This is a genomic window from Streptococcus sanguinis, assembly GCF_050220005.1.
GTDB classification, from domain to species: Bacteria; Bacillota; Bacilli; order Lactobacillales; family Streptococcaceae; genus Streptococcus; species Streptococcus sanguinis_Z.
In genome coordinates, this window is sequence record NZ_CP071413.1 from 628614 (window position 1) to 650633 (window position 22020).

Below are 22020 nucleotides of genomic sequence, written 5' to 3' on the forward strand. Positions count from 1 at the left end.
TCAGTTTCTTTATGTTATAATAAAGCTTGGGTAACTCTAATTTTTAGCGTTATTAGTATAGACCGGAAACATGGAAGATAGAGAGGACTGGTGTAATGGCTAGAGACGGCTTTTTTACTGGATTAGATATAGGAACTAGCTCAATTAAAGTGTTGGTGGCAGAGCACATCAACGATGAAATGAATGTTATTGGGGTCAGCAACGCCAAAAGTGCTGGCGTTAAAGATGGAATTATTGTTGATATTGAGGCTGCTGCTGCTGCCATTAAGACAGCTATTTCTCAAGCAGAAGAAAAGGCAGGCATTTCAATTGGTTTAGTTAACGTCGGACTTCCGGCTAATCTCTTACAGATTGAGCCTACTCAGGGTATGATTCCTGTGACTAGTGATTCTAAGGAAATCACAGATACAGATGTAGAGAATGTTGTTAGATCTGCTCTGACTAAGAGTATGACTCCTGATCGCGAAGTGATTACTTTCATCCCAGAAGAGTTTGTAGTGGATGGTTTCCAAGGGATTCGTGACCCACGCGGTATGATGGGGATTCGCTTAGAAATGCGTGGTCTTCTCTACACTGGACCACGGACTATTCTCCACAACCTCCGCAAGACAGTGGAGCGCGCGGGAGTTCAGCTTGAGAACGTTATTATTTCCCCATTGGCAATGACTAAGTCAATCTTGAACGAAGGGGAACGTGAGTTTGGTGCAACTGTCATTGATATGGGCGGCGGTCAAACTACAGTAGCTTCTGTTAGAGGTCAAGAACTTCAATATACGAATATATACCAAGAAGGCGGCGACTACGTAACCAAGGATATCTCCAAGGTTTTGAAGACTTCGCAAAAGTTGGCTGAAAGTCTCAAGTTTAACTATGGGTCTGCTTATGTTCCAGAAGCTGGCACAGAGTCCTTCCAAGTAGAAGTGATTGGCGAGATTGAGCCGGTTGAAGTAACTGAAAAGTATCTGGCTGAGATTATTTCTGCTCGTATCCAACACATCTTTGAGCAAATCAAACGCGATTTGGATAGAAGGCATCTTCTCGAGTTGCCAGGCGGTATTGTGATTATTGGTGGAGCAGCTATTCTTCCAGGAGTGGTTGAGTTGGCTCAGGAAGTGTTTGGCGTGAATGTCAAGCTTTATGTGCCAAATCAAATCGGCATTCGCAACCCAGCCTTTGCACATGTTATCAGCTTGTCAGAGTATGCTGGAAACTTAACAGATGTGGATATGCTGGCTCAGGTTGCTGTTCATGGTGATGAGCAACTGCGCCATCGACCTGTATCCTTTGAGCGTCCTGCTCAGTCAGTACCACGCTTTGAACCTCAACCAGCTGATGAGATTCCTGAGGAACCGGTTCAAGAAGTTCCAGTTGCCAGTGCTGATGTGCCAAACCAAGAACCAAAAACCGGTATTACAGATCGGATGCGCAACCTAATTGGCAAAATGTTTGATTAAGGAGAATACAGAGAATATGACATTTTCATTTGACGCTGCTGCTGCACAAGGCGCAGTAATTAAAGTTATTGGTGTCGGTGGAGGTGGCGGTAATGCCATCAACCGAATGATTGATGAAGGTGTTGCTGGTGTTGAATTCATCGCAGCAAATACAGATGTTCAAGCTCTTAGCAGTGCCAAGGCTGAAACAGTGATTCAGCTCGGTCCTAAGCTGACTCGCGGACTTGGTGCCGGAGGTCAGCCTGAAGTTGGCCGCAAGGCTGCTGAAGAAAGTGAAGAAGTCCTGACCGAAGCTCTGCAAGGAGCAGATATGGTCTTCATCACTGCTGGTATGGGTGGTGGATCTGGGACAGGAGCTGCTCCAGTGATTGCTCGTATCGCAAAAAATGTTGGTGCTCTGACTGTCGCTGTAGTTACACGTCCTTTCGGTTTCGAAGGAAGCAAGCGCGGAACTTTTGCAGTAGAAGGAATCAACGAACTTCGAGAGCATGTAGACACACTCTTGATTATCTCAAATAACAACTTGCTTGAAATTGTAGATAAGAAGACTCCGCTCCTTGAAGCACTCAGTGAAGCTGATAATGTTCTTCGCCAAGGTGTCCAAGGGATTACCGACTTGATTACCAGCCCAGGACTGATTAACCTTGACTTTGCCGACGTGAAAACAGTTATGGCAGACAAGGGTAATGCCTTGATGGGAATTGGTGTTGGTAGCGGTGAAGAACGTGTCATCGAAGCTGCTCGCAAAGCTATCTACTCACCTCTTTTGGAAACAACCATTGATGGCGCAGAGGACGTAATTGTCAACGTTACTGGTGGCCTAGATATGACTCTGATTGAAGCTGAAGAAGCTTCAGAAATTGTCAACCAAGCAGCAGGTCATGGTGTGAACATCTGGCTCGGTACTGCTATTGATGAGTCTATGAAGGATGAAATCCGCGTGACTGTTGTAGCTACTGGTGTCCGTCAGGACAAGGTTGAAAAGGTCAGCGGCATTCGTCAGACACCACAACCTACTAGTCCAAGCCGTCCGCAGCAAGTTGAGCCAAATCGCGAAGTTCGCTCAGGACAGTTTGAACGAAACTTTGATATGACCGAAACGGTTGATATTCCTGCTCCAACTCGTCAAAGAACGGATGCGCCTAAAGGTTCAGCCTTTGGTGATTGGGATCTTCGCCGCGAAGCGATTGTTCGTCAGGCTGAACCAAGTTCGTCAGCCCGCGTGGAACGCTATGCAGAAACTAATGAAGATGATGATGAATTGGAAACACCTCCGTTCTTCAGAAATCGTTAATCTAAATCATGAATTTGCAGAATAATAAAGAGTTGGTCTTTCAATCCGTCGCTCAAGCGGCGGAGCAAGCCCATCGTTTGAAAGATTCAGTGAATATCATCACAGTTACCAAATATGTTGACTGCGAAACTACTCAGGAGCTTGTTCGTACAGGTATTCAGCATATCGGAGAAAATCGGGTAGATAAATTTCTAGATAAATACCATGCTCTGAAAGATGAGAATCTGACCTGGCACCTGATCGGCAGTTTGCAGAGGAGAAAAGTCAAGGATGTGATTAACTATGTTGATTACTTTCACGCTTTAGATTCTGTAAAATTGGCCAAGGAGATTGACAAACGGGCTGAACATGTGATTAAATGTTTCCTGCAGGTGAATATTTCTAAAGAAGAGAGCAAGCATGGCTTTTTGATTGAAGAACTTGAAGTTGTCCTGCCTGAACTTGAAAAATTAGAAAATGTTCAAATTGTGGGATTGATGACTATGGCTCCGTTTGAAGCTAGTCATGAGGAGCTGAACCAAATTTTTGAAAAGGCTCATCAACTACAAAAAGAATTAAAAAAGAAACAGTTAAATAATATGCCCTTTTCTGAATTAAGCATGGGAATGAGCCGTGATTATCCAGAAGCAATTGCCCATGGCTCGACCTATGTCAGAATCGGTACAGCATTTTTTAAATAGGAAAGAAATATGTCATTAAAAGATAGATTTGATAAATTTATAGATTATTTTACAGAAGATGGAGATGAGACTGAGGTTCAGGAGCAGACTGTCAGCAGACCTGCAGCGCCTGTTAAGCAGAAGCCTGAATTGGTTCAGCCTAAGCCAGTCAGAGAGAGCAAGCCAGCTCCTCGTCCGGTTGCTGCGGCCAAGCCACAGCCTAAACAACAGCCACAACAGAAATCTTCTACAGAGAATATTACCAGACTGCATGCACGTCAGCAGGAATTGGCTCAGCACCGTGCAAATGCGGATGAGAAGATTACGATTGATGTTCGTTATCCGAGGAGATATGAGGAAGCGACTGAAATTGTTGACCTGCTTTTGGCCAATGAAAGCATCCTGATTGACTTCCAGTATATGACTGAGGTACAGGCTCGTCGCTGTTTAGACTACCTAGACGGTGCGCGTTATGTCTTGGCTGGAAATTTGAAAAAAGTTGCAAGCACTATGTATTTGCTGACTCCGATTAATGTAGTGGTAAATGTGGAAGATATCCGCCTGCCAAACGATGTTGAAATCAGCGAATTCGACTTTGATATGAAGCGCAGTAGATAAGAGATATGTTATATTTTGTAATTCGTGCCATCTCTAATCTTTTCGATCTTTATAGCATTGCCTTGATTGTCTATGCACTTCTGTCTTGGTTTCCAGGAGCCTATCAAACCAAATTCGGAGAGTTTCTAACACGAATTGTAGAACCGTATTTAAAACTTTTCCGCCGTCTTCCCTTGCAGTTTGCAGGGCTGGACTTTACCGTTTGGGTTGCAATTCTGGCTTTAAACCTTTTAAATCGTGTGGTCTTTTATTTAATAAGCGTCTTACTAATGTTATTATGATGAAAGATTTATATCAACACTTTTCGCATGAGGATCGAGAGTTTATTGATAGGAGTCTGGAGCTGCTTCAGCGGGTTCAAGATACCTATGCGTTTGAAACAACGTCTTTTCTGAATCCCCATCAGGTCTCAATCCTGAAGAATATTGGCAAGCAATATGATGTGCAAGTCTTTGCTAGTTCGGGTTATTATCCAAGTGAACTGGCAAGAGTTCTTGTGGCGCCTTCTTATTACCAACTGAATATGGATGATTTTGAATTGAGCTTGCTGGAAATTTCCTATGCAAGCAAATTTTATAAAATCAGTCATTCGCAGATTATGGGGACTCTTCTCAATCAATTAGGGATTGAAAGACGGACCTTTGGTGATATTCTTGTGGTTGGAGACCGCGCTCAGCTCTTTGTAGATAAGAGACTGGCCCAGTATTTTATAGATCATGTCACCAAAGTAGCAAAGATGCCTGTTAGACTAAAGGAAGTTTCCTTTGCAGAGCAGCTGAAAGAGCAGAAGCAGGCTGTTACCAGAGAAATTTTAGCATCTAGCCTTCGCTTGGACAAGTTGGTAGCCAGTACCTTTAAGTTATCAAGGAGCCAGGCCGCTCAGCTGATTTCTGGCAAGCATGTGAAAATGAACTACGCTGTTAATGACAATCCCAGCCAGCAGGTCGGGCTTGAAGACTTGATTAGCGTTAGACGATTTGGAAGATTTAAGGTTTTAAGAGAAAATGGCCTTTCCAAGAATGGAAAACATAAGTTAACTGTTGAATTATTAACTAGTAAATGAGGAGGAACTATGACACTTACAGCATTAGAAATTAAAGATAAATCCTTTGGAACCAAATTTAGAGGCTATGATGTTGAAGAGGTAGATGAATTCCTTGACATCGTTGTCCGCGATTATGAGGACTTGGTTCGTGAAAACCACGAAAAAGAAGCAAAAATTCGCAATCTGGAAGAACGTCTGACTTATTTTGATGAGATGAAAGACTCTCTCAGCCAGTCTGTTTTGATTGCTCAGGATACGGCTGAGCGTGTTAAAGTTGCTGCCAACGAGCGATCTACTAATATTGTCCGTCAGGCGGAGCAGGATGCGCAGCATTTGTTGGATGGAGCTAAGTACAAGGCTGATGAGATTTTACGTCAGGCAGCTGACAATGCTAAGAAAGTAGCCATTGAAACAGAAGAACTGAAAAATAAAACACGTGTCTTCCATCAACGTTTGAAATCAACCATTGAGAGCCAACTCAGCATTGTGGATTCGTCTGAATGGGAAGAAATCCTTCGTCCGACAGCTACTTACCTGCAGACCAGCGATGAGGCCTTCAAGGAGGTTGTATCGGAGGTTCTGGGAGAAGAAGCAGTTGTCCGCGAGGAAGAAGTGGATGTTACACGTCAATTTTCTCCAGAAGAAATGGCTGAGTTGCAAGAGCGCATTGAAGCTGCTAACCGTGAATTAGCTGCGACCCAAGCTTTTTCTCCGCTCAGTGATGAAGACATAGAAGCTCACGCAGCTGAGGAAAACTCAGAAGCTGACCATCACGATGATGATACAAATGGGGAACAAAAAGTTCCAGTAAATATTTTATAATTTTAAAGAAGATAAGATTGTAAAAACACAGACTAAGCAAAATACTTTCAGCGAGCAGATGATGGTGAAAGATCTGCAGTCCATCTTGCTTGGGCTATCATTTTACAGAACTTTCGTCTGAAATCAGTAGGATGAAACGGCAGTCCACGTTACGGACAAAGAGGGGCAAGAGGAGCATCATGCTATTGTCTTGCCTAAACAAAGGTGGTACCGCGAATTTTCGTCCTTTTTGGAGAAGTTTGCGGTTTTTAATTTGTAATTTAAAAAATAAAGAGGAATACAATGAAACTGAAAGAAACACTCAATCTTGGAAAAACTGCTTTTCCTATGCGGGCTGGTCTTCCAAATAAGGAGCCTCTCTGGCAAAAGGAATGGGATCAAGCGAAGCTGTATCAACGCCGTCAGGAACTGAATGAAGGCAAGCCGCACTTTATCCTGCATGATGGCCCTCCTTATGCTAATGGGAATATTCACGTCGGCCATGCTATGAACAAGATTTCTAAAGATATCATTGTTCGTTCGAAGTCTATGGCTGGCTACTATGCGCCTTACATTCCAGGATGGGATACGCATGGTCTTCCAATCGAGCAGGTGTTGGCAAAGCAAGGCGTTAAGCGCAAAGAGCTGGACTTGGTAGAATACCTCAACATGTGTCGGGACTATGCGCTTAGCCAAGTCGAAAAGCAAAAAGAGGACTTTAAGCGTTTGGGTGTTTCTGGTGACTGGGATAATCCTTATGTAACCTTGACACCAGATTATGAAGCGGCTCAAATCCGTGTCTTTGGTGAAATGGCTAAGAAAGGCTACATCTACCGTGGTGCTAAGCCCGTTTACTGGTCTTGGTCTTCTGAGTCAGCTTTGGCTGAAGCGGAAATTGAATACCATGACTTGCTTTCCACCTCTCTCTACTATGCTAACCGCGTTAAAGACGGAAAAGGGGTACTGGACACAGATACTTACATCGTCGTATGGACAACAACTCCATTTACCATTACAGCTTCTCGTGGTTTGACTGTTGGAGCAGATATTGATTACGTAGTCGTTCAACCAGCTGGTGAATCTCGTAAGTTTGTGGTTGCTTCAGAATTGTTGAATAGTCTGTCTGAGAAATTTGGCTGGGCTGATGTTCAAGTTTTGGCTACCTACCGTGGTCAAGAATTGAACCACATCGTGACAGTTCACCCATGGGATACCGCTGTAGATGAACTTGTTATCCTGGGTGACCACGTTACGACTGACTCTGGTACTGGTATTGTCCATACAGCGCCTGGTTTTGGTGAGGACGACTATAATGTCGGTGTAGCTAATGGCTTGGAAGTATTTGTCACTGTTAATGAGCGCGGTATCATGATGGAAAATGCTGGTCCTGATTTTGCAGGCCAGTTCTATGACAAAGTTGCACCAACAGTTATTGAAAAGCTTGGTGACTTGCTCCTTGCTCAAGAAGAAATCTCTCACTCCTACCCATTTGACTGGCGGACTAAGAAGCCAATTATCTGGCGGGCAGTTCCACAGTGGTTTGCATCTGTTTCTAAATTCCGCCAAGAAATCTTGGACGAAATTGAAAAGGTTAAATTCCATTCTGAATGGGGTAAAGTACGTCTCTATAACATGATTCGTGACCGTGGTGACTGGGTTATCTCTCGTCAGCGGGCTTGGGGTGTGCCGTTGCCAATCTTCTATGCCGAAGACGGAACACCAATCATGACGGCCGAAACCATCGAACACGTAGCTCAACTCTTTGAGGAGCATGGCTCTATCGTCTGGTGGAAGCGTGAAGCCAAGGACCTCTTGCCAGAAGGATTTACTCATCCAGGTTCTCCAAACGGCGAATTTACCAAGGAAACGGACATCATGGACGTTTGGTTTGACTCAGGCTCATCATGGAATGGTGTAGTGGTCAACCGTCCGGAATTGACTTACCCAGCTGATCTTTATCTAGAAGGTTCAGACCAATACCGTGGTTGGTTCAACTCATCCCTCATCACTTCAGTTGCCAACCATGGCGTAGCTCCTTACAAACAAATCTTGTCACAAGGATTTGCCTTAGATGGTAAGGGCGAAAAGATGTCTAAATCCCTTGGAAATACAATTGCTCCAAGTGACGTGGAAAAACAATTTGGTGCGGAAATCTTGCGTCTCTGGGTGACAAGTGTAGACTCCAGCAACGATGTTCGTATCTCTATGGATATCTTGGGTCAAGTTTCTGAAACCTACCGTAAGATTCGGAATACACTTCGTTTCTTGATTGCCAATACCTCTGACTTTAATCCAGCTGAGGATGCCGTAGCTTACGAAGAACTTCGCTCCGTTGATAAATACATGACTATCCGCTTCAATCAATTAGTGGAGACTATTCGCAAGGCTTACGCAGACTTTGAGTTTCTGACTATTTACAAAGCGATTGTCAACTTTGTGACAGTTGACTTGTCTGCTTTCTATCTGGACTTTGCCAAAGATGTCGTCTATATCGAAGCAGCTAAATCATTGGAACGTCGTCAGATGCAGACTGTTTTCTATGACATCTTGGTCAAGATTACCAAGCTGTTGACGCCAATCTTGCCGCACACAGCAGAAGAAATCTGGTCTTACCTAGAGCACGAAGAGGAAGAATTTGTTCAGTTATCTGAATTGCCAGAAGCTCAGACTTTCCCAAATCAGGAAGAAATCTTGGACACTTGGTCTGCCTTTATGGACTTCCGTAGTCAGGCTCAGAAAGCCTTGGAAGAAGCCCGCAATGAGAAGGTTATCGGAAAATCGCTGGAAGCACACCTGACTGTCTATCCAAATGAAGTCATTAAGACCTTGCTGGAAGCAGTCAACAGCGATGTGGCCCAGCTTCTCATCGTTTCTCAATTGACGATTGCTGAAGGACCTGCTCCAGAAGGCGCTCTAGTCTTTGAAGATGTAGCTTTTGTTGTAGAGCATGCGCAGGGGCAAGTCTGTGATCGCTGCCGCCGCATTGATACAACAGTTAAAGAGCGCAGCTATCAAGCCCTTGTCTGTGACCACTGTGCAGAAATTTTAGAAGAAAACTTTGCTCAAGCTGTCGCAGAAGGCTTTGAGAGCAAGTAAGTTTTCCAAAATAAAAAATGGCTTTGCCCTTTAGCGGTAAGCCATTTTTAGATAGATCGATTTGAAAATTTGTTAATTTAAAACCAAATTAGCAAAAACAAACAGTTGCATTTGCAACTGTTTTCTGTTATACTAGTTATAACTTAGGAGTGCTTATTTTAGCCAAAATGTTTTGGAGCTGAAAGAGCTCAGAGGAAGTCAGTTGCCGCAGAGCCTGACTGGCGTAGGTATTTTCAAAGCCAATCAGCTGGTCATAGAGTTTGAGAGCCTGACTGCTAGGATAGAGCTCTTTGAACTTCTTATTTTGAGCTTTGGTCTTTTTGATAATCAAGCCTCTATCTTCCAGCTTTCCTAGAGAACGGCTGAGAGTAGTCTTGTCAATCTGCACCAGTTCTGCCAGTTGTGACTGGCTGATACCTTCATTTTCGACGATACGAATGAGTAGTAGAAATAAATTATTGTCTAGGCCGTAGTTACTGGCTTTCTGATTCATTTTCATCATGGCTTGTCTAGAAATAAAGCCCATTTGTCGGAAAAGTTGACGATAATCCATAGGAACTCCTTGATAGTTGCATTTGCATTTATTATACATTAAAAAGTTATAGGAAACAAGTATGTGGTATAGAAAAAAATTAACAGAGTTGACCCCGATAGAATTTTATCAAATCTTAAAATTGCGCATTGACACCTTTGTGGTGGAGCAGGAGCGCATTTATCATGAGCTAGATGAGAAAGACCTAGAAGCCGAGCATGTTTACCATGCTAATGAACAAGGTGAAATTGATGCTTATGCCCGTGTCTTTGAAGAGGGAGAGCATTTGGTCTTTGGTCGAGTAGTCACAGCTCAGTCTGCACGAGGACAGGGCTTAGGAGGACAGCTTATCAGAGAAATCCTGCAATTATGTGCTGAGAAATGGCCAGGAAAGGAAATTGAAATAGAGGCTCAGGTTCAGGTGGCTGCTCTCTATGAAAAGTATGGCTTCAAATCAGTTGGCCAACCCTTTATTTTTGAATCGACACCTCACATTACCATGATCTATAAACAATAAAAAAACTAAGGCGATGGCCTTAGTTTTTACTGTTTAACAGGAATGGAAATTTCGATTAGATTATTAGCGTAAATCGTGCGGATAGCAGCTCTATCAATAGTATTTGCATCAATTTTTCTCTTCAAGAAAAATTCTCTGATTTTTTCGATTTCCTGTTCGCGTACAGCACGGTGCATGTTTGAAATCAAGATTTCATAGTGAAGAGGAGCTTGTGTAAAAACAACATCGCTGTTTCCAGCAGAATAAACTTCGACTAATATCGCATCGGTGCTTTCCAATTGGCTTTTGACAAGGTCAGCATGACTGTTTGTTGTATTAATAAGCTTCATACGATTTCCTCCTGCTTTATACCTGCTATTATTATAACATGTTTGCTATAAATTGTGAATGATTTCTTTAAGCTTTAAGCGTATTTTTCCATGCTTGGATACCCCATTTATGGCTGCCGCGTTTGAGTGTTTCGATAGCTTCATCGACTGGGAACCAGGCAAGCTGGTTGAAATCTTCCAGCGGTTTTTGGACTTCTTGGAAAGAGGTGACCTCATACAGGTAGGCTGGGTTGTAAAAATAGGTGTCGCGATGGCGGGAGTAAAAATATTCATCAGCTTGTCCAAGATAGCGTCCAAGCTGGGCCGTGAATCCAAGTTCTTCCATCAGCTCGCGTTCAAGAGCAGTCTGATGGTTTTCCCCCTCTTCAATCTCTCCACCAGGCAGAAACCAAGCTCCATTAGGCGCCTGGACCAAAATAATCTTTTCTTTCTTTTCGTCTGGGATAACGGCATAGACTCCGTAGCGGGTCACATATTCTACATTTGCTTCCTTTTCACCAAAGGTTGGATTTGTCATTCTAATATCCTCAATCTCTAGTCAGTTTACTATCTATCATAATGGACTAAGGACCAGCTGTCAAGAATTTACTCGGTTTATTGGACAGAAAAAGAATGATAGTCCTTGAAAGAAATCCCCTTCAAATAATAAATTCCTTCCTCCGACCGTTTAGAAAACTCTTCTTTATAGGAATGGTAAAACATTTTTAGAAGAAATTGTTATAATAGGAGCGAGGTGGTTTTATGACAGAAAGCAGACTTTTTAAAATCTTATATCTTCTTTTAGAGCAAGGTCGCACAACAGCTCCCGAATTGGCCTCACTATTTGAAGTATCTATTCGGACCATCTATCGAGACGTAGACAAGCTGAGTTTGGCAGGAATCCCTATCTATTGCAGCCCAGGCAAGGGCGGGGGTATTTTTCTGATGAAGGATTTTGTCTTAGACAAGGCCTTGTTTTCAGAGTCTGAGAGGGATGAGCTATTAGCTGCTCTTCAAGGCTTCCAGATTTTAACAGATGGCGAGCAAGTAGAGACCCTGTCTAAACTGCAGTCCTTGTTTCAAGTTCAGGCAACTTCCTGGCTGGAGGTGGATTTTACTGACTGGCGCAAGAAAGCAGTTCAGAAAGAACTGTTTGATACCATTAAGCAAGCAATCTTGCAAAGAAGAGTCTTGTCTTTTTCTTACTTGAATGGGCATGGAGAAAGAGAGCAGCGCAAGATAGAGGCGCTGAAGTTAGTATTTAAAAGCCAAAACTGGTATGTTGCTGGCTTTTGTCGTTTAAGACAAGCTCTGCGCTTTTTTAAACTCAGCAGAATGAGAGACTGTCAGATGTTAGAGGAACGATTTAAGCAGAGAGTCTTGAATGAGAAATTTAGTCCTGAGGAGCGGCTAGGAGGCACTGTAAAAGTCCTCTTGAAATTTGACCGGAAGTATGCCTTTCGGGTGTACGAGGAGTTTTCAGAAGCAGAGCTAGAGGAGACTGATGGGAGCCTTTATGTCGAAACCCTTTTGCCGAATCACGATAGTCTTTATACCTACTTGCTATCCTTTTTGGATGGAGTTGAAATCATGGAGCCACCTCGGTTACGGGAAGAATTCAAAGAAAAGTTAAAAGCTATTGCCGATATTTACAAAAGCTGACAGAGGTTGTCAGCTTTTCTTTGCTATACTGTTTGTAGTAAAGAAAGGAGGGCTCTCTCATGAAATATGAATGGAGAAAAGCCAATCGTGAATTATATCAAATCAAGTCTGCACCCTGTCTCATAGATGTTCCTGCCCAGTCTTTTATCATGATTGACGGCAAGGGCAATCCTAATGCTGCTGACTTTTCGGAACGGGTTGGTGCTCTGTACAGCTTAGCCTATGCTATCAAGATGAACTACAAAAAGACAGCGGTCGAGCAAGAATTTACTGATTTTACAGTCTATCCCTTGGAAGGACTTTGGCAGCAAGAGCAAGCAGGAGAACTGATTAAAGAAGAATTGATTTATACCATTATGATTGGACAGCCGGACTTTATCACTGGAGAAATGGTGAAAAAGGCTCTGGAACAAGTCCGTGTCAAAAAGCCTAATCCTCTCTATGACGAGATTCGCTTTGAAGAAATGACGGAAGGAGAGTGTGTCGCCATGCTGCATCTTGGTTCTTTTGACGAAGAACCTCAATCCTTCGCTAAAATGGATGCCTTTTGCCAGAATCACCAGCTGACACGGGTTTCAAACACTCATAGAGAAATCTACCTCAATAATCTGAATCGGACAGACTCTAGCAAGCTGAAAACAATTCTGCGCTACAAGGTTCAGAAAAATCAATAAAGAAATAGAGCAGAAAACTAAGTGTTTTCTGCTCTATTTTGTCGACAATTATTTTTCTTCTTGAGATGAATGAACGGACTCTGTGCTTTCAGTTTTCTTGGCTGACTTGATGAGAATCTTGCCATTGCTGGTCATAATAGCTTTGAGCTCTTTTTCGCTTGGATTTTCCAGATAAAAGTCAGTAATAGCATCTTCGATATGGTCCTGAATGGTACGGCGCAGTGGGCGAGCGCCCATTTTTGGATCGTAGCCTAGGTCAACCAATTTTTCCTTGACCTTCTCCGTAACATCCAGATGAATGTCATTGGTTGCCAAACGTTGATTGACATCGTCCAGCATAAGGTTGACGATTTGCAGCAGATTGTCCTTGCTGAGCGCCTGGAATTCGATAATGCCGTCAAAGCGGTTCATAAACTCAGGACTGAAGAAGTTGCCCAGCTCACCTAAGACGGAGTTGGTGCGGCCTTCACGCGCTGCCCCAAAGCCAACGCTAGCTTCAGCTTTGCCAGTTCCGGCATTGGATGTCATGATGATAATGGTGTCCTTGAAGCTGACAGTCCGTCCTTGGCCATCGGTCAGGCGACCATCATCCAGAACCTGCAGGAACATGTGCATAACATCAGGATGGGCTTTTTCTACCTCATCCAGCAGAATGAGTGAGTATGGATTGCGGCGGACGCGCTCAGTCAATTGACCAGCTTCATCATAGCCGACATAGCCCGGAGGAGCACCGACTAGCTTGGCCACGCTGTGTTTTTCCATGTATTCACTCATATCAAAGCGAATCATGCTATCAGCCGAGCCAAAGAGCTCAATGGCTAGTTGCTTAGATAGCTCAGTCTTACCGACACCAGTTGGTCCGACAAAGAGGAAGCTGCCGATTGGGCGATTAGGACTTCCTAGTCCGACTCGGTTGCGGCGGATGGCCTTTGCAATCTTATCCACTGCATCGTCTTGGCCAATGACATGGGCCTTTAGGTCGCTGGCGAGATTGACTAGTTGAGACTGTTCTTTTTCTTTGAGGTCGCCAACTGGGATATTGGTCTTTTGCTCTACGATGTGCTCAATCGTTTTCTCGCTGATAATCGGAGTATCCTTATCTAGCACACTTGTCTGCTGGAGTTCCTTGTACTTGGCAATCTGATCACGGAAGTAAGCTGCTTTCTCGAAATCTTCGTCACGAGTTGCCTGAGCCTTGAGGTTTTCAGCCTCAATCAGACGTTGGTCAATGACCTTGGGATCAACAAAGTTGAGGGTCAGATTCATTTTGGATCCAGCCTCATCCAAGAGGTCAATAGCCTTGTCTGGCAGGAAGCGATCTTGGATGTAGCGGTTGGAGAGAAGCGCAGCAGCTTCAATGGCCGCATCTGTGTACTTGACATGATGGTAGTCTTCGTATTTTTTCTGAATCCCTTTGAGGATGGTAACCGTTTCTTCAACAGTCGGCTCGTCTACCTTAACCGGCTGCATGCGGCGCTCCAGTGCAGCATCCTTCTCAATGATGCGATATTCGTTGAGGGTAGTCGCTCCGACCATTTGGAGTTCTCCGCGAGCCAGAGCTGGTTTGAGAATGTTTCCAGCGTCCATATTGCCATCGCCAGCAGAGCCTGCTCCGACAATTTCATGGATTTCATCAATAAAGAGAATGACATCCTGGCGAGAACGAATCTCATCTATAAGCTTCTGCATTCTCTCCTCAAATTGGCCGCGGATACCAGTTCCCTGTACTAAACTGACAACGTCTAGGCGGATAACTTCCTTGCCTTGGAGTTTATGAGGCACATCACCATCGACAATTTTCTGGGCCAAGCCTTCCACCACGGCTGTTTTTCCGACTCCTGGCTCTCCTATGAGAACAGGATTGTTTTTGGTGCGGCGGTTGAGGATTTCAATGACACGGACGATTTCTTCATCACGGCCAATAACAGGATCAATCTCGCCTCGGCGAGCCAACTCAGTCACGTTGATACCAAACTCTTCCAGCAGGCCTTTTGGCTTTTGCGGACTTGGCTGAGGCTGACCACCCTTGCTAGAATTGGAGCCGTAGCCGCTACCGCCCCCATAGGCTCCGCCAGATTGGGTAGGAGGAGTAGTTGGTTCCTGAGGCTGTTGAAAATTGCTGAGACTGTTGAAGAAGTCATCAATAGGATCTGTTCCGTGATTGTTGGCATTAGCAATTCCACCGAACAAGGAATGTTCAGGGTCTGTTTTCATGATTTGGTAGCAGTTTTGGCACAAATCCACCTGCTGTTTATGGCCATTTACGTTGGTATAAAGGTGAATCGTAGATTCATTGATTTTACAATTTTGGCAAAGCATGCAGATACCTCTTTTCTTTTAGTGTGCAAGTTATTTATAGAAATAATTAAAGGTCAAAAATAGTCAAAGTTTTATAGTTTCATTATATCAGTATTCTCGAACTTTGCAAGAATTTACTACAAAATCCTCCCTTAGACCGAGCAGAATGAAAACAAATTCTTGAAAAATTACAAAAAATAGGCTTTTAGTGGTATTTCGGTCGCTATTTATGGTAAAATAAGAGGGAACTAAGTAAATAGGAGAAACAAAATGGAATCACATTTAGTTAGAATTATCAACCGCTTAGAAGCTATGGCTAAGGATGGCGGAAATTTGAAACGTAATTTTGAGCGTGAAGGAGTGGTTGTAGCAGAAGTAGCTTACAGTTACGACGAAGAAAACGGCTCTGTCTTCACCTTGCGTGATGTTGCAGCGCGTGAGACCTATACTTTCGACAGCATCGATTTGATTGCAATGGAAATTTATGAATTACTCTACTAAAAAGCACTTAGCTGCTTTTTATTTTTACCCTTTTTATCTTATTTTGAAAAAGATTTAGTAGGTCTGAAAATTTTACCACTAGCTGCCGATGAAACCTCGTCTTATAACCTTGTATAAGAAAAAGTTATAGGCTGGGCACAGATTTTTTTGGTATAATGAAAAAGATAATGAAAAAGAAATGAGAATGACATGGCCCAGATTATTGATGGTAGAGGTTTGGCAGAGAAGCTTCAGAAAAAATTAGCCGATAAAACGGCTCGCCTCAAAGAAAAGACAGGTCAGGTACCGGGCTTGGTAGTGATTCTAGTGGGAAATAATCCAGCCAGTCAAATCTACGTACGTAATAAAGAGCGCTCAGCCTTGGCTGCTGGCTTTCGGAGTAAGGTAGAACGTCTGCCAGAAGAGACCAGCCAGGAAGAGCTCTTGAGCTTGATTGAAACCTATAATCAAAATCCTGACTGGCATGGGATTTTGGTCCAGCTGCCCTTGCCTGAGCATATCGATGATGAAGCTGTGCTGCTGGCCATTGATCCAGACAAGGATGTTGATGGCTTTCATCCGCTTAATATGGGCAAACTATGGAGCGGCCATCCTGTTATGATTCCAGCTACTCCTGCGGGCATTATGGCAATGTTCCATGAATATGGCGTTGAACTGGAAGGCAAGCGAGCGGTCGTCATCGGGCGGAGTAATATTGTCGGTAAGCCCATGGCTCAGCTCCTTTTAGCTAAGAATGCGACTGTGACACTGACGCATTCGCGGACCCACAATCTAGCAAAGACTGCTAAGCGGGCAGATATTTTGGTGGTGGCTATCGGACGTGGACATTTTGTGACCAAGGACTTTGTCAAGGAGGGGGCCGTTGTCATTGATGTCGGTATGAACCGAGATGAAAATGGCAAGCTGATTGGCGATGTTAAGTTTGATGAAGTGTCTGAACTTGCCAGTCTGATTACGCCTGTACCTGGAGGTGTTGGGCCTATGACCATTACCATGCTGATGGAGCAGACCTACCAAGCCTTTAAACGGAGTCTTGAATCATGAAATTTGTTTTTGATTTGGATGGGACCTTGTCCTTTGATTATATGACGATTGATGAGGAGATTAAGCAGGTTCTGCTGACGGCTCCTCAGTTTGGGCATGAAGTTCTGTTTGCTTCGGCGCGCTCCTATCGGGATTGTCTGGGACTATTAGGTCCGGAATTGAGTCAGCAGATAGTGATTGGCCTGAACGGCGGAGTGGCTTATCAGAAGGGACAGCTGATGTTTGAGCGTCAGCTGCATCAGTCGAGTTATCAAGCCATTTTAGATACTTGTTTGACCTATAATTTGCCTTTTTTCGTTGATAATACTTTTGACTACAGCGGCCAGATTTTAGAAAAAATCCCTTTTATTGCCAGTGTAGATCCTCTCAAGCGGGCAAGACGGCTGGAACTGAATGAACTCCAGCATCCTATTAAGGTCGTTATTTACATGGGGAATCATGAGCAGCTTTTAGACGATTTACAGGCTCGTTTTGCAAACTTGCCTAATCTGAGTCTAGACTATCATGAACATGAGAAATGTTTTTATATCAATCCGGCTGAAACCAATAAGGCTTCAACTGTAAAGGAACTCTGCGGTTCGGATTATGTAGCTTTTGGTAATGATCAAAATGATATCCAGCTCTTTAAGAATTCTCTCTATGCTGTGCAGGTTGGGGATTTCCCAGGCTTGAGCGATTATGCGGATGAGCAGGTTGCCTTTCAGGAAAATTTACCCAAGGCAGTCGCAGCAAGAATCTTACAAAAATTTGCAGATTTCCGAAGAAAATAACTTTCTTGCGATACGAGGCACCTCTTTAGGTGCCTTTTGGTGTATAATGAAGATAGGTTTGGTCATCTTGAGACCAGTACAGGATGAAGTTGGTCTAGGAGAATATCATGTCAAAAAATGCTGAAAATATTTTAAAAAGAGTCATTAGGGAACGTCCCTTGGATAGCCACAAGGGCGACTACGGCCGTCTCTTATTGATTGGGGGGACCTATCCTTATGGGGGCGCCATTATCATGGCAGCTTTAGCGGCGGTCAATAGCGGAGCAGGTCTGGTGACTGTTGCTACAGATAGAGAAAATATCGCCCCTCTGCATAGTCATCTACCGGAGGCTATGGCCTTTGACCTAGAGGAACAAGACCGATTGACAGAGCAGCTGAGCAAATCAGATCTAGTTTTGATTGGTTCGGGTCTAGCAGAGAATCAACTAGGTCTAGATATCCTACAAAAGGTAATCCAGACTGTGGCAGAACAGCAGATACTCATCATGGATGGCGGAGCCATTTCTCTCTTTAGCAAAGCAGCTTTGCCATTTCCAAAAGCTCAGACAGTTTTTACCCCTCACCAGAAGGAGTGGAAAGGTTTATCGGGTTTGAGCTTGTCAGATCAGACAGCGGCAGCCAATCAGGCGGCGGTCAATCAGCTGCCTCTGGGCAGTATTGTCGTGCAGAAAAAGCATGGGACGACCGTCTATCAAAGCGGGCAAGAGCAGGTCTTTGAGCTGACAGTAGGCGGACCTTATCAGGCAACTGGCGGCATGGGGGATACGCTGGCTGGTATGATTGCTGCTTTTGTGGGTCAGTTCAAGTCAAGCAGTCTCTTTGAGCGAGTGGCGGCTGCAACCCTTCTTCACTCCTTGATTGCAGATGAACTAAGTCATGAAACTTATGTCGTCCTGCCAACGGCAATCAGTAGAGCCATTCCAAGGTGGATGAAGGAGATGAGTCAGTAGCCTTTTTCTTGGGTTTTAAGTCAGCTGGGTTTCTTTTGTGGAAGCCCAGTTTTTTTCTAGCTTTTCAGGGGATTTTTAGACTTTGTAATCGGTTTTTTATGCAGTTTTTTGTTATAATAAAAGTTACGGAAAAACTAGAAAAGAAAGGAAAAGGGCATGCCAGAGTATTTGTCGGTTTCGACCTTGACCAAGTATCTGAAGATGAAGTTTGAGCGGGATCCTTATTTGGAGCGGGTCTATCTGACTGGCCAGGTGTCCAATTTCCGCCGACGTCCCAATCACCAGTATTTTTCATTGAAGGATGAAAAGGCCGTCATTCAGGTCACGATTTGGTCTGGTATCTACCAGAAGTTGGGCTTTGAGCTGGAAGAAGGCATGAAAATTAATGTCATTGGTCGGGTGCAGCTCTATGAGCCTAGCGGTTCCTATTCCATCATCATTGAAAAGGCAGAGCCGGATGGCATCGGTGCCTTGGCTATCCAGTTTGAACAGCTCAAGAAAAAACTGGGAGAAGAAGGGCTGTTTCAAGATAAATTCAAGCAAGCCTTGCCTCAATTTCCTAAGAAAATCGGTGTCGTAACCAGTCCCAGCGGAGCGGTTATCCGGGATATTATCACGACGGTCAGCCGTCGCTTTCCGGGAGTGGAGATTGTCCTTTATCCGACAAAGGTGCAGGGAGATGGGGCTGCAGCTCAGGTTGCTGATCACATCAGACTGGCCAATGAGCGGTCCGATTTGGATGTGCTGATTATTGGTCGAGGAGGCGGTTCTATTGAAGAACTCTGGGCTTTCAACGAAGAGGAAACAGTTCGGGCTATTTTTGAGTCTAGGATTCCTATTATCTCTAGTGTCGGCCATGAGACAGATACGACCTTGGCGGACTTTGTAGCAGATCGCAGGGCTGCGACTCCGACGGCTGCGGCTGAGCTAGCAACACCGGTCACCAAGCTGGACCTGCTGGGACATTTGCAGCAGCAGGAAAATCGCATGTCACGAGCGATGTCCAATCGCCTGAGCTATTATCGAGAGAGATTGAATAAGCTAACCCAGTCGGTTATCTTCCGACAGCCAGAGCGTCTTTACGATGGTCATCTGCAGAAGTTAGACCAACTCAACCTGCGACTGAAGCAAAAAATTCGCGAATATTATAGTGAAGAGCAACAGCGGGTCAAAATCTTGCAGCATCGTTTGGAAGCATTGAATCCGCTCAGCCGCGTTCAGCGTCTTCAAGAGCAGACTGCCCAGCTGGAGCGTTTGCTGCGTAGCAATATGGCAGTCATTTACGATAACAAGGTAGCTCAAGTCAGGAGATTGTCCGAGGCCTTGCTTATGCTGGATACCAGTCGAATCGTGGCGCGTGGCTATGCTATTGTCCAAAAGAATCAAAAGGTTGTCGAGTCAAGTGCTGGCATTGAAGAAAAAGATGAGCTGACCCTGCTCATGCGGGATGGGCAGCTGGAAGTAGAGGTAAAACATGTCCAAAGAAAAGAAATTTGAAGAAAACTTAGCAGACTTGGAAGTCATTGTCCAAAAGCTGGAAAATGGTGATGTAGCGCTGGAAGAGGCGATTGCGGAATTTCAAAAGGGGATGAAGCTTTCAAAGGAACTCCAGGCTAGTCTGGACAAGGCAGAAAAGACCTTAGTTAAGGTCATGCAGGCAGACGGCACAGAAACGGAAATGGAATGACAAGAAACGAGAAACTGGAAAAAATCGGTCTGACGATTGAAGGTTTTTATAGGTCTCAGCAAGTGTCGTCGGATTTATCAGAAGTTATTTTGTACTCGGTCCAGGCTGGCGGCAAGCGGATTCGTCCCTTACTGCTATTGGAGTTGATTCAAGCTTTTGGCCTAGAGCTGGCTGAGGCCCACTATCAGGTCGCGGCGGCTCTTGAGATGATTCACACTGGCAGCCTTATCCATGATGATTTGCCGGCTATGGATGATGACGACTATCGTCGCGGTCGCTTGACTAGCCATAAGAAGTTTGGAGAGGATATGGCTATTTTAGCGGGCGATTCTCTCTTTTTGGACCCCTATGGACTATTGGCAAGGGCCGAGCTGCCTAGTCAGGTCAAGGTGGACTTGATTTCTGAGTTGTCTCTGGCAGCAGGGAGCTTTGGTATGGTTGCTGGTCAAGTTCTGGACATGCAAGGCGAAGGCCAAGCAATTAGTTTAGAAGATTTAAAAATCATCCATGCCAATAAGACGGGTAAGCTACTGACCTATCCTTTTGTCGCAGCTGGTTTGATTGTTCAGGTCGAGCAGTCTGTTCAAGACAAGCTTCGTAGGATTGGAGAGCTCTTGGGCTTGGCCTTTCAAGTGCGGGATGATATTTTGGATGTGACAGCCAGCTTTGAAGAGCTGGGTAAAACCCCGCAGAAAGATTTAGCTGCGGCCAAGTCGACTTATCCAGCCTTTCTGGGACTGGATGGATCTAAGAACTTTTTCAATCAGACCCTTAATGAAGCTGTGGACATTCTGACAGACTTGGAAGAGAAGACAGAATTTTCAGGCGGAGAAATTCAAAAGATAGTAGAAAGTTTGAGATTGAATGGCTAAGGAAAGAGTAGATGTGCTGGCCTACAGACAAGGGCTCTTTGAGACCAGAGAGCAGGCTAAGCGTGGTGTAATGGCTGGACTGGTTATTGCTGCGGTCAATGGCCAGCGCTTTGACAAGCCTGGTGAAAAGATTGACACAGGAACAGAGCTGCGCTTAAAAGGTGAGAAACTCAGATATGTCAGCCGAGGCGGCCTCAAGCTAGAAAAGGCTTTGCAAGTCTTTGATATTTCGGTCACTGACCGAGTGACCTTGGATATCGGAGCTTCGACTGGCGGTTTTACAGATGTCATGCTGCAGCACGGAGCTAAGCTGGTCTATGCAGTAGATGTCGGTACTAATCAGCTGGCTTGGAAGCTCAGACAGGATGAGCGGGTTGTCAGCATGGAGCAGTTCAATTTTCGCTATGCCCAAAGGACTGACTTTGAACAGGAGCCTAGCTTTGCCTGTATTGACGTCAGCTTTATATCGCTGAGTTTGATTTTGCCAGCTCTGCATGAGATTTTGGCTCAGGATGGGCAAGTTGTTGCCTTAATCAAGCCCCAGTTTGAAGCAGGCCGCGAGCAGATTGGTAAAAAAGGGATTGTCAAGGATAAAAAGGTCCATCTGGCAGTTCTGGATAAGGTCACAGCATTTATGATAGAAGCTGGCTTTTCTGTCAGGGGACTGGATTTTTCGCCTATTCAGGGCGGTCAGGGCAATGTAGAATTTCTGGCCTATTTAGAAAAGAGCACAGAGCCGCAACCTCTTGATTCAGCTATGATGACAGCTGTCGTAGAGGCAGCACACAAGGAATTTAAGGATGAATAAGAAGGATAGATTAGAAAAGATTAGACGGTTTGTCAGTGACTATGACATTGGCACACAGGAGGAAATTGTAGAACATCTCAGGGAGTCTGGGATTACAGCGACCCAGGCTACGGTCTCTAGGGATATCAAAGAGCTGGGCATTGTCAAGATACCGCTCAAGGATAACACCTATATCTACGAGCTGCCTAAGACCATGACCAGCAGTCTGGGCTTGGCCGAAAATAACATCCTGTCCTGTCAGGTTTTGGGAAATATGATCAATCTCGGCCTGGTACCGGGGAGCACAGCACTGGTCAAGCGCCATCTTAGAAATGAATTTGCTGAGGATATTTTCAGTATCTTGGCAGACAACGACAGTATTTTGATGGTTATGATGACAGAGGAAGCAGCCGCAAGGGTTGCAACCATCATTCACCATTGGTAGGAAAGC

The 22020-nt window shown here is 44.5% G+C and carries 25 protein-coding genes; 21 read left to right on the forward strand and 4 right to left on the reverse strand.

What is annotated here, in order from left to right:
* Positions 1-95: 95 nt before the first annotated feature.
* From ftsA to ileS, 8 genes are all read left to right on the forward strand, one after another.
* Positions 96-1454, forward strand: a complete 1359-nt coding sequence (ftsA, locus tag J1C86_RS03205; protein ID WP_002904044.1) for a cell division protein FtsA — start codon at positions 96-98, stop codon at positions 1452-1454.
* 16 nt (positions 1455-1470) lie between these two features.
* Positions 1471-2748 carry a cell division protein FtsZ gene (gene ftsZ, locus J1C86_RS03210; protein ID WP_032908876.1) on the forward strand — a complete coding sequence of 426 codons (1278 nt, stop codon included), beginning with the start codon at positions 1471-1473 and terminating at the stop codon, positions 2746-2748.
* 8 nt (positions 2749-2756) lie between these two features.
* On the forward strand, positions 2757-3428 hold the full coding sequence (locus J1C86_RS03215; RefSeq protein WP_427150815.1) for a YggS family pyridoxal phosphate-dependent enzyme: 672 nt from the start codon (positions 2757-2759) through the stop codon (positions 3426-3428).
* 9 nt (positions 3429-3437) lie between these two features.
* Positions 3438-4025, forward strand: a complete 588-nt coding sequence (locus tag J1C86_RS03220; RefSeq protein WP_002921959.1) for a cell division protein SepF — start codon at positions 3438-3440, stop codon at positions 4023-4025.
* A gap of 5 nt (positions 4026-4030) precedes the next feature.
* The gene (locus J1C86_RS03225; RefSeq protein ID WP_002896162.1) at positions 4031-4306 is read left to right on the forward strand and encodes a YggT family protein; all 276 of its coding nucleotides are present in this window, start codon (positions 4031-4033) and stop codon (positions 4304-4306) included.
* Positions 4303-5088: an RNA-binding protein gene (locus tag J1C86_RS03230; protein WP_125408825.1), complete on the forward strand. Its 786-nt coding sequence runs from the start codon at positions 4303-4305 to the stop codon at positions 5086-5088. Before J1C86_RS03225 ends, J1C86_RS03230 begins: the two co-directional genes overlap by 4 nt.
* 9 nt (positions 5089-5097) lie before the next feature.
* Positions 5098-5892 (forward strand): DivIVA domain-containing protein, encoded by a 795-nt coding sequence (locus J1C86_RS03235; protein ID WP_002907042.1) that lies wholly within the window; start codon positions 5098-5100, stop codon positions 5890-5892.
* Between the two features lie 282 nt (positions 5893-6174).
* Positions 6175-8967 carry an isoleucine--tRNA ligase gene (gene ileS, locus J1C86_RS03240; RefSeq protein WP_125408826.1) on the forward strand — a complete coding sequence of 931 codons (2793 nt, stop codon included), beginning with the start codon at positions 6175-6177 and terminating at the stop codon, positions 8965-8967.
* A 136-nt stretch (positions 8968-9103) separates the two neighbouring features.
* Here the strand turns inward: ileS and J1C86_RS03245 are convergent, their stop codons facing one another.
* Positions 9104-9559, reverse strand: coding sequence for a MarR family winged helix-turn-helix transcriptional regulator (locus J1C86_RS03245; protein ID WP_125408827.1), 456 nt, complete (start codon positions 9557-9559; stop codon positions 9104-9106).
* A 22-nt stretch (positions 9560-9581) separates the two neighbouring features.
* Here J1C86_RS03245 and J1C86_RS03250 point away from each other — a divergent pair, with 22 nt between their 5' ends.
* Positions 9582-10016, forward strand: coding sequence for a GNAT family N-acetyltransferase (locus tag J1C86_RS03250; RefSeq protein ID WP_125401376.1), 435 nt, complete (start codon positions 9582-9584; stop codon positions 10014-10016).
* A 26-nt stretch (positions 10017-10042) separates the two neighbouring features.
* On the opposite strand, the gene J1C86_RS03255 is transcribed toward J1C86_RS03250, so the two are convergent.
* Positions 10043-10345: a DUF1827 family protein gene (locus J1C86_RS03255; RefSeq protein WP_002898025.1), complete on the reverse strand. Its 303-nt coding sequence runs from the start codon at positions 10343-10345 to the stop codon at positions 10043-10045.
* A 67-nt stretch (positions 10346-10412) separates the two neighbouring features.
* Positions 10413-10862, reverse strand: a complete 450-nt coding sequence (locus J1C86_RS03260) for an NUDIX hydrolase (RefSeq protein ID WP_002921936.1) — start codon at positions 10860-10862, stop codon at positions 10413-10415.
* Positions 10863-11086: 224 nt separating this feature from the next.
* Here J1C86_RS03260 and J1C86_RS03265 point away from each other — a divergent pair, with 224 nt between their 5' ends.
* Together J1C86_RS03265 and J1C86_RS03270 are read left to right on the forward strand one after the other, a co-directional pair.
* Positions 11087-11986 (forward strand): helix-turn-helix transcriptional regulator, encoded by a 900-nt coding sequence (locus J1C86_RS03265; protein WP_125405580.1) that lies wholly within the window; start codon positions 11087-11089, stop codon positions 11984-11986.
* A gap of 59 nt (positions 11987-12045) precedes the next feature.
* Positions 12046-12660 (forward strand): GyrI-like domain-containing protein, encoded by a 615-nt coding sequence (locus J1C86_RS03270; protein ID WP_125405583.1) that lies wholly within the window; start codon positions 12046-12048, stop codon positions 12658-12660.
* Positions 12661-12708: 48 nt separating this feature from the next.
* Here J1C86_RS03270 and J1C86_RS03275 read toward each other — a convergent pair whose 3' ends face one another.
* On the reverse strand, positions 12709-14979 hold the full coding sequence (locus J1C86_RS03275; RefSeq protein WP_125408828.1) for an ATP-dependent Clp protease ATP-binding subunit: 2271 nt from the start codon (positions 14977-14979) through the stop codon (positions 12709-12711).
* Between the two features lie 249 nt (positions 14980-15228).
* Here J1C86_RS03275 and J1C86_RS03280 point away from each other — a divergent pair, with 249 nt between their 5' ends.
* The 10 genes from J1C86_RS03280 (at position 15229) to J1C86_RS03325 (ending at position 22014) form a co-directional block, all read left to right on the forward strand.
* Complete coding sequence (locus tag J1C86_RS03280) at positions 15229-15459, forward strand: DUF1797 family protein (RefSeq protein WP_002896146.1); 231 nt, start codon at positions 15229-15231, stop codon at positions 15457-15459.
* Between the two features lie 189 nt (positions 15460-15648).
* Positions 15649-16503, forward strand: coding sequence for a bifunctional methylenetetrahydrofolate dehydrogenase/methenyltetrahydrofolate cyclohydrolase (locus J1C86_RS03285; RefSeq protein ID WP_125405589.1), 855 nt, complete (start codon positions 15649-15651; stop codon positions 16501-16503).
* Positions 16500-17273 (forward strand): HAD hydrolase family protein, encoded by a 774-nt coding sequence (locus tag J1C86_RS03290; protein ID WP_125405592.1) that lies wholly within the window; start codon positions 16500-16502, stop codon positions 17271-17273. The genes J1C86_RS03285 and J1C86_RS03290 overlap by 4 nt, the downstream gene beginning before the upstream one ends.
* Before the next feature lie 107 nt (positions 17274-17380).
* Entirely contained in the window at positions 17381-18223 is an 843-nt protein-coding gene (locus tag J1C86_RS03295) for an NAD(P)H-hydrate dehydratase (RefSeq protein ID WP_125408829.1), read from the forward strand.
* On the forward strand, positions 18199-18435 hold the full coding sequence (locus tag J1C86_RS03300; RefSeq protein WP_125405598.1) for an initiator RepB protein: 237 nt from the start codon (positions 18199-18201) through the stop codon (positions 18433-18435). The genes J1C86_RS03295 and J1C86_RS03300 overlap by 25 nt, the downstream gene beginning before the upstream one ends.
* Positions 18380-19720: an exodeoxyribonuclease VII large subunit gene (gene xseA, locus J1C86_RS03305; RefSeq protein WP_125405601.1), complete on the forward strand. Its 1341-nt coding sequence runs from the start codon at positions 18380-18382 to the stop codon at positions 19718-19720. Before J1C86_RS03300 ends, xseA begins: the two co-directional genes overlap by 56 nt.
* Positions 19698-19910 (forward strand): exodeoxyribonuclease VII small subunit, encoded by a 213-nt coding sequence (locus tag J1C86_RS03310; protein ID WP_002896137.1) that lies wholly within the window; start codon positions 19698-19700, stop codon positions 19908-19910. The genes xseA and J1C86_RS03310 overlap by 23 nt, the downstream gene beginning before the upstream one ends.
* Positions 19907-20782: a polyprenyl synthetase family protein gene (locus tag J1C86_RS03315; protein ID WP_125405604.1), complete on the forward strand. Its 876-nt coding sequence runs from the start codon at positions 19907-19909 to the stop codon at positions 20780-20782. Before J1C86_RS03310 ends, J1C86_RS03315 begins: the two co-directional genes overlap by 4 nt.
* The gene (locus J1C86_RS03320; RefSeq protein WP_125405606.1) at positions 20775-21590 is read left to right on the forward strand and encodes a TlyA family RNA methyltransferase; all 816 of its coding nucleotides are present in this window, start codon (positions 20775-20777) and stop codon (positions 21588-21590) included. Before J1C86_RS03315 ends, J1C86_RS03320 begins: the two co-directional genes overlap by 8 nt.
* Positions 21583-22014 (forward strand): arginine repressor, encoded by a 432-nt coding sequence (locus J1C86_RS03325; protein WP_002917531.1) that lies wholly within the window; start codon positions 21583-21585, stop codon positions 22012-22014. The genes J1C86_RS03320 and J1C86_RS03325 overlap by 8 nt, the downstream gene beginning before the upstream one ends.
* The last annotated feature ends 6 nt before the right edge of the window (positions 22015-22020 follow it).

Coding starts and splice junctions, on each gene's coding strand:
- J1C86_RS03265 (WP_125405580.1), top strand. CDS start 11,087: ATGACAGAAAGCAGACTTTTTAAAATCTTATATCTTCTTTTAGAGCAA.
- J1C86_RS03245 (WP_125408827.1), bottom strand. CDS start 9,559: ATGTATAATAAATGCAAATGCAACTATCAAGGAGTTCCTATGGATTAT.
- ftsA (WP_002904044.1), top strand. CDS start 96: ATGGCTAGAGACGGCTTTTTTACTGGATTAGATATAGGAACTAGCTCA.
- J1C86_RS03280 (WP_002896146.1), top strand. CDS start 15,229: ATGGAATCACATTTAGTTAGAATTATCAACCGCTTAGAAGCTATGGCT.
- ileS (WP_125408826.1), top strand. CDS start 6,175: ATGAAACTGAAAGAAACACTCAATCTTGGAAAAACTGCTTTTCCTATG.
- xseA (WP_125405601.1), top strand. CDS start 18,380: ATGCCAGAGTATTTGTCGGTTTCGACCTTGACCAAGTATCTGAAGATG.
- J1C86_RS03290 (WP_125405592.1), top strand. CDS start 16,500: ATGAAATTTGTTTTTGATTTGGATGGGACCTTGTCCTTTGATTATATG.
- J1C86_RS03295 (WP_125408829.1), top strand. CDS start 17,381: ATGTCAAAAAATGCTGAAAATATTTTAAAAAGAGTCATTAGGGAACGT.
- J1C86_RS03230 (WP_125408825.1), top strand. CDS start 4,303: ATGATGAAAGATTTATATCAACACTTTTCGCATGAGGATCGAGAGTTT.
- J1C86_RS03320 (WP_125405606.1), top strand. CDS start 20,775: ATGGCTAAGGAAAGAGTAGATGTGCTGGCCTACAGACAAGGGCTCTTT.
- J1C86_RS03260 (WP_002921936.1), bottom strand. CDS start 10,862: ATGACAAATCCAACCTTTGGTGAAAAGGAAGCAAATGTAGAATATGTG.
- J1C86_RS03310 (WP_002896137.1), top strand. CDS start 19,698: ATGTCCAAAGAAAAGAAATTTGAAGAAAACTTAGCAGACTTGGAAGTC.
- J1C86_RS03285 (WP_125405589.1), top strand. CDS start 15,649: ATGGCCCAGATTATTGATGGTAGAGGTTTGGCAGAGAAGCTTCAGAAA.
- ftsZ (WP_032908876.1), top strand. CDS start 1,471: ATGACATTTTCATTTGACGCTGCTGCTGCACAAGGCGCAGTAATTAAA.
- J1C86_RS03215 (WP_427150815.1), top strand. CDS start 2,757: ATGAATTTGCAGAATAATAAAGAGTTGGTCTTTCAATCCGTCGCTCAA.
- J1C86_RS03270 (WP_125405583.1), top strand. CDS start 12,046: ATGAAATATGAATGGAGAAAAGCCAATCGTGAATTATATCAAATCAAG.
- J1C86_RS03325 (WP_002917531.1), top strand. CDS start 21,583: ATGAATAAGAAGGATAGATTAGAAAAGATTAGACGGTTTGTCAGTGAC.
- J1C86_RS03235 (WP_002907042.1), top strand. CDS start 5,098: ATGACACTTACAGCATTAGAAATTAAAGATAAATCCTTTGGAACCAAA.
- J1C86_RS03250 (WP_125401376.1), top strand. CDS start 9,582: ATGTGGTATAGAAAAAAATTAACAGAGTTGACCCCGATAGAATTTTAT.
- J1C86_RS03225 (WP_002896162.1), top strand. CDS start 4,031: ATGTTATATTTTGTAATTCGTGCCATCTCTAATCTTTTCGATCTTTAT.
- J1C86_RS03315 (WP_125405604.1), top strand. CDS start 19,907: ATGACAAGAAACGAGAAACTGGAAAAAATCGGTCTGACGATTGAAGGT.
- J1C86_RS03255 (WP_002898025.1), bottom strand. CDS start 10,345: ATGAAGCTTATTAATACAACAAACAGTCATGCTGACCTTGTCAAAAGC.
- J1C86_RS03220 (WP_002921959.1), top strand. CDS start 3,438: ATGTCATTAAAAGATAGATTTGATAAATTTATAGATTATTTTACAGAA.
- J1C86_RS03275 (WP_125408828.1), bottom strand. CDS start 14,979: ATGCTTTGCCAAAATTGTAAAATCAATGAATCTACGATTCACCTTTAT.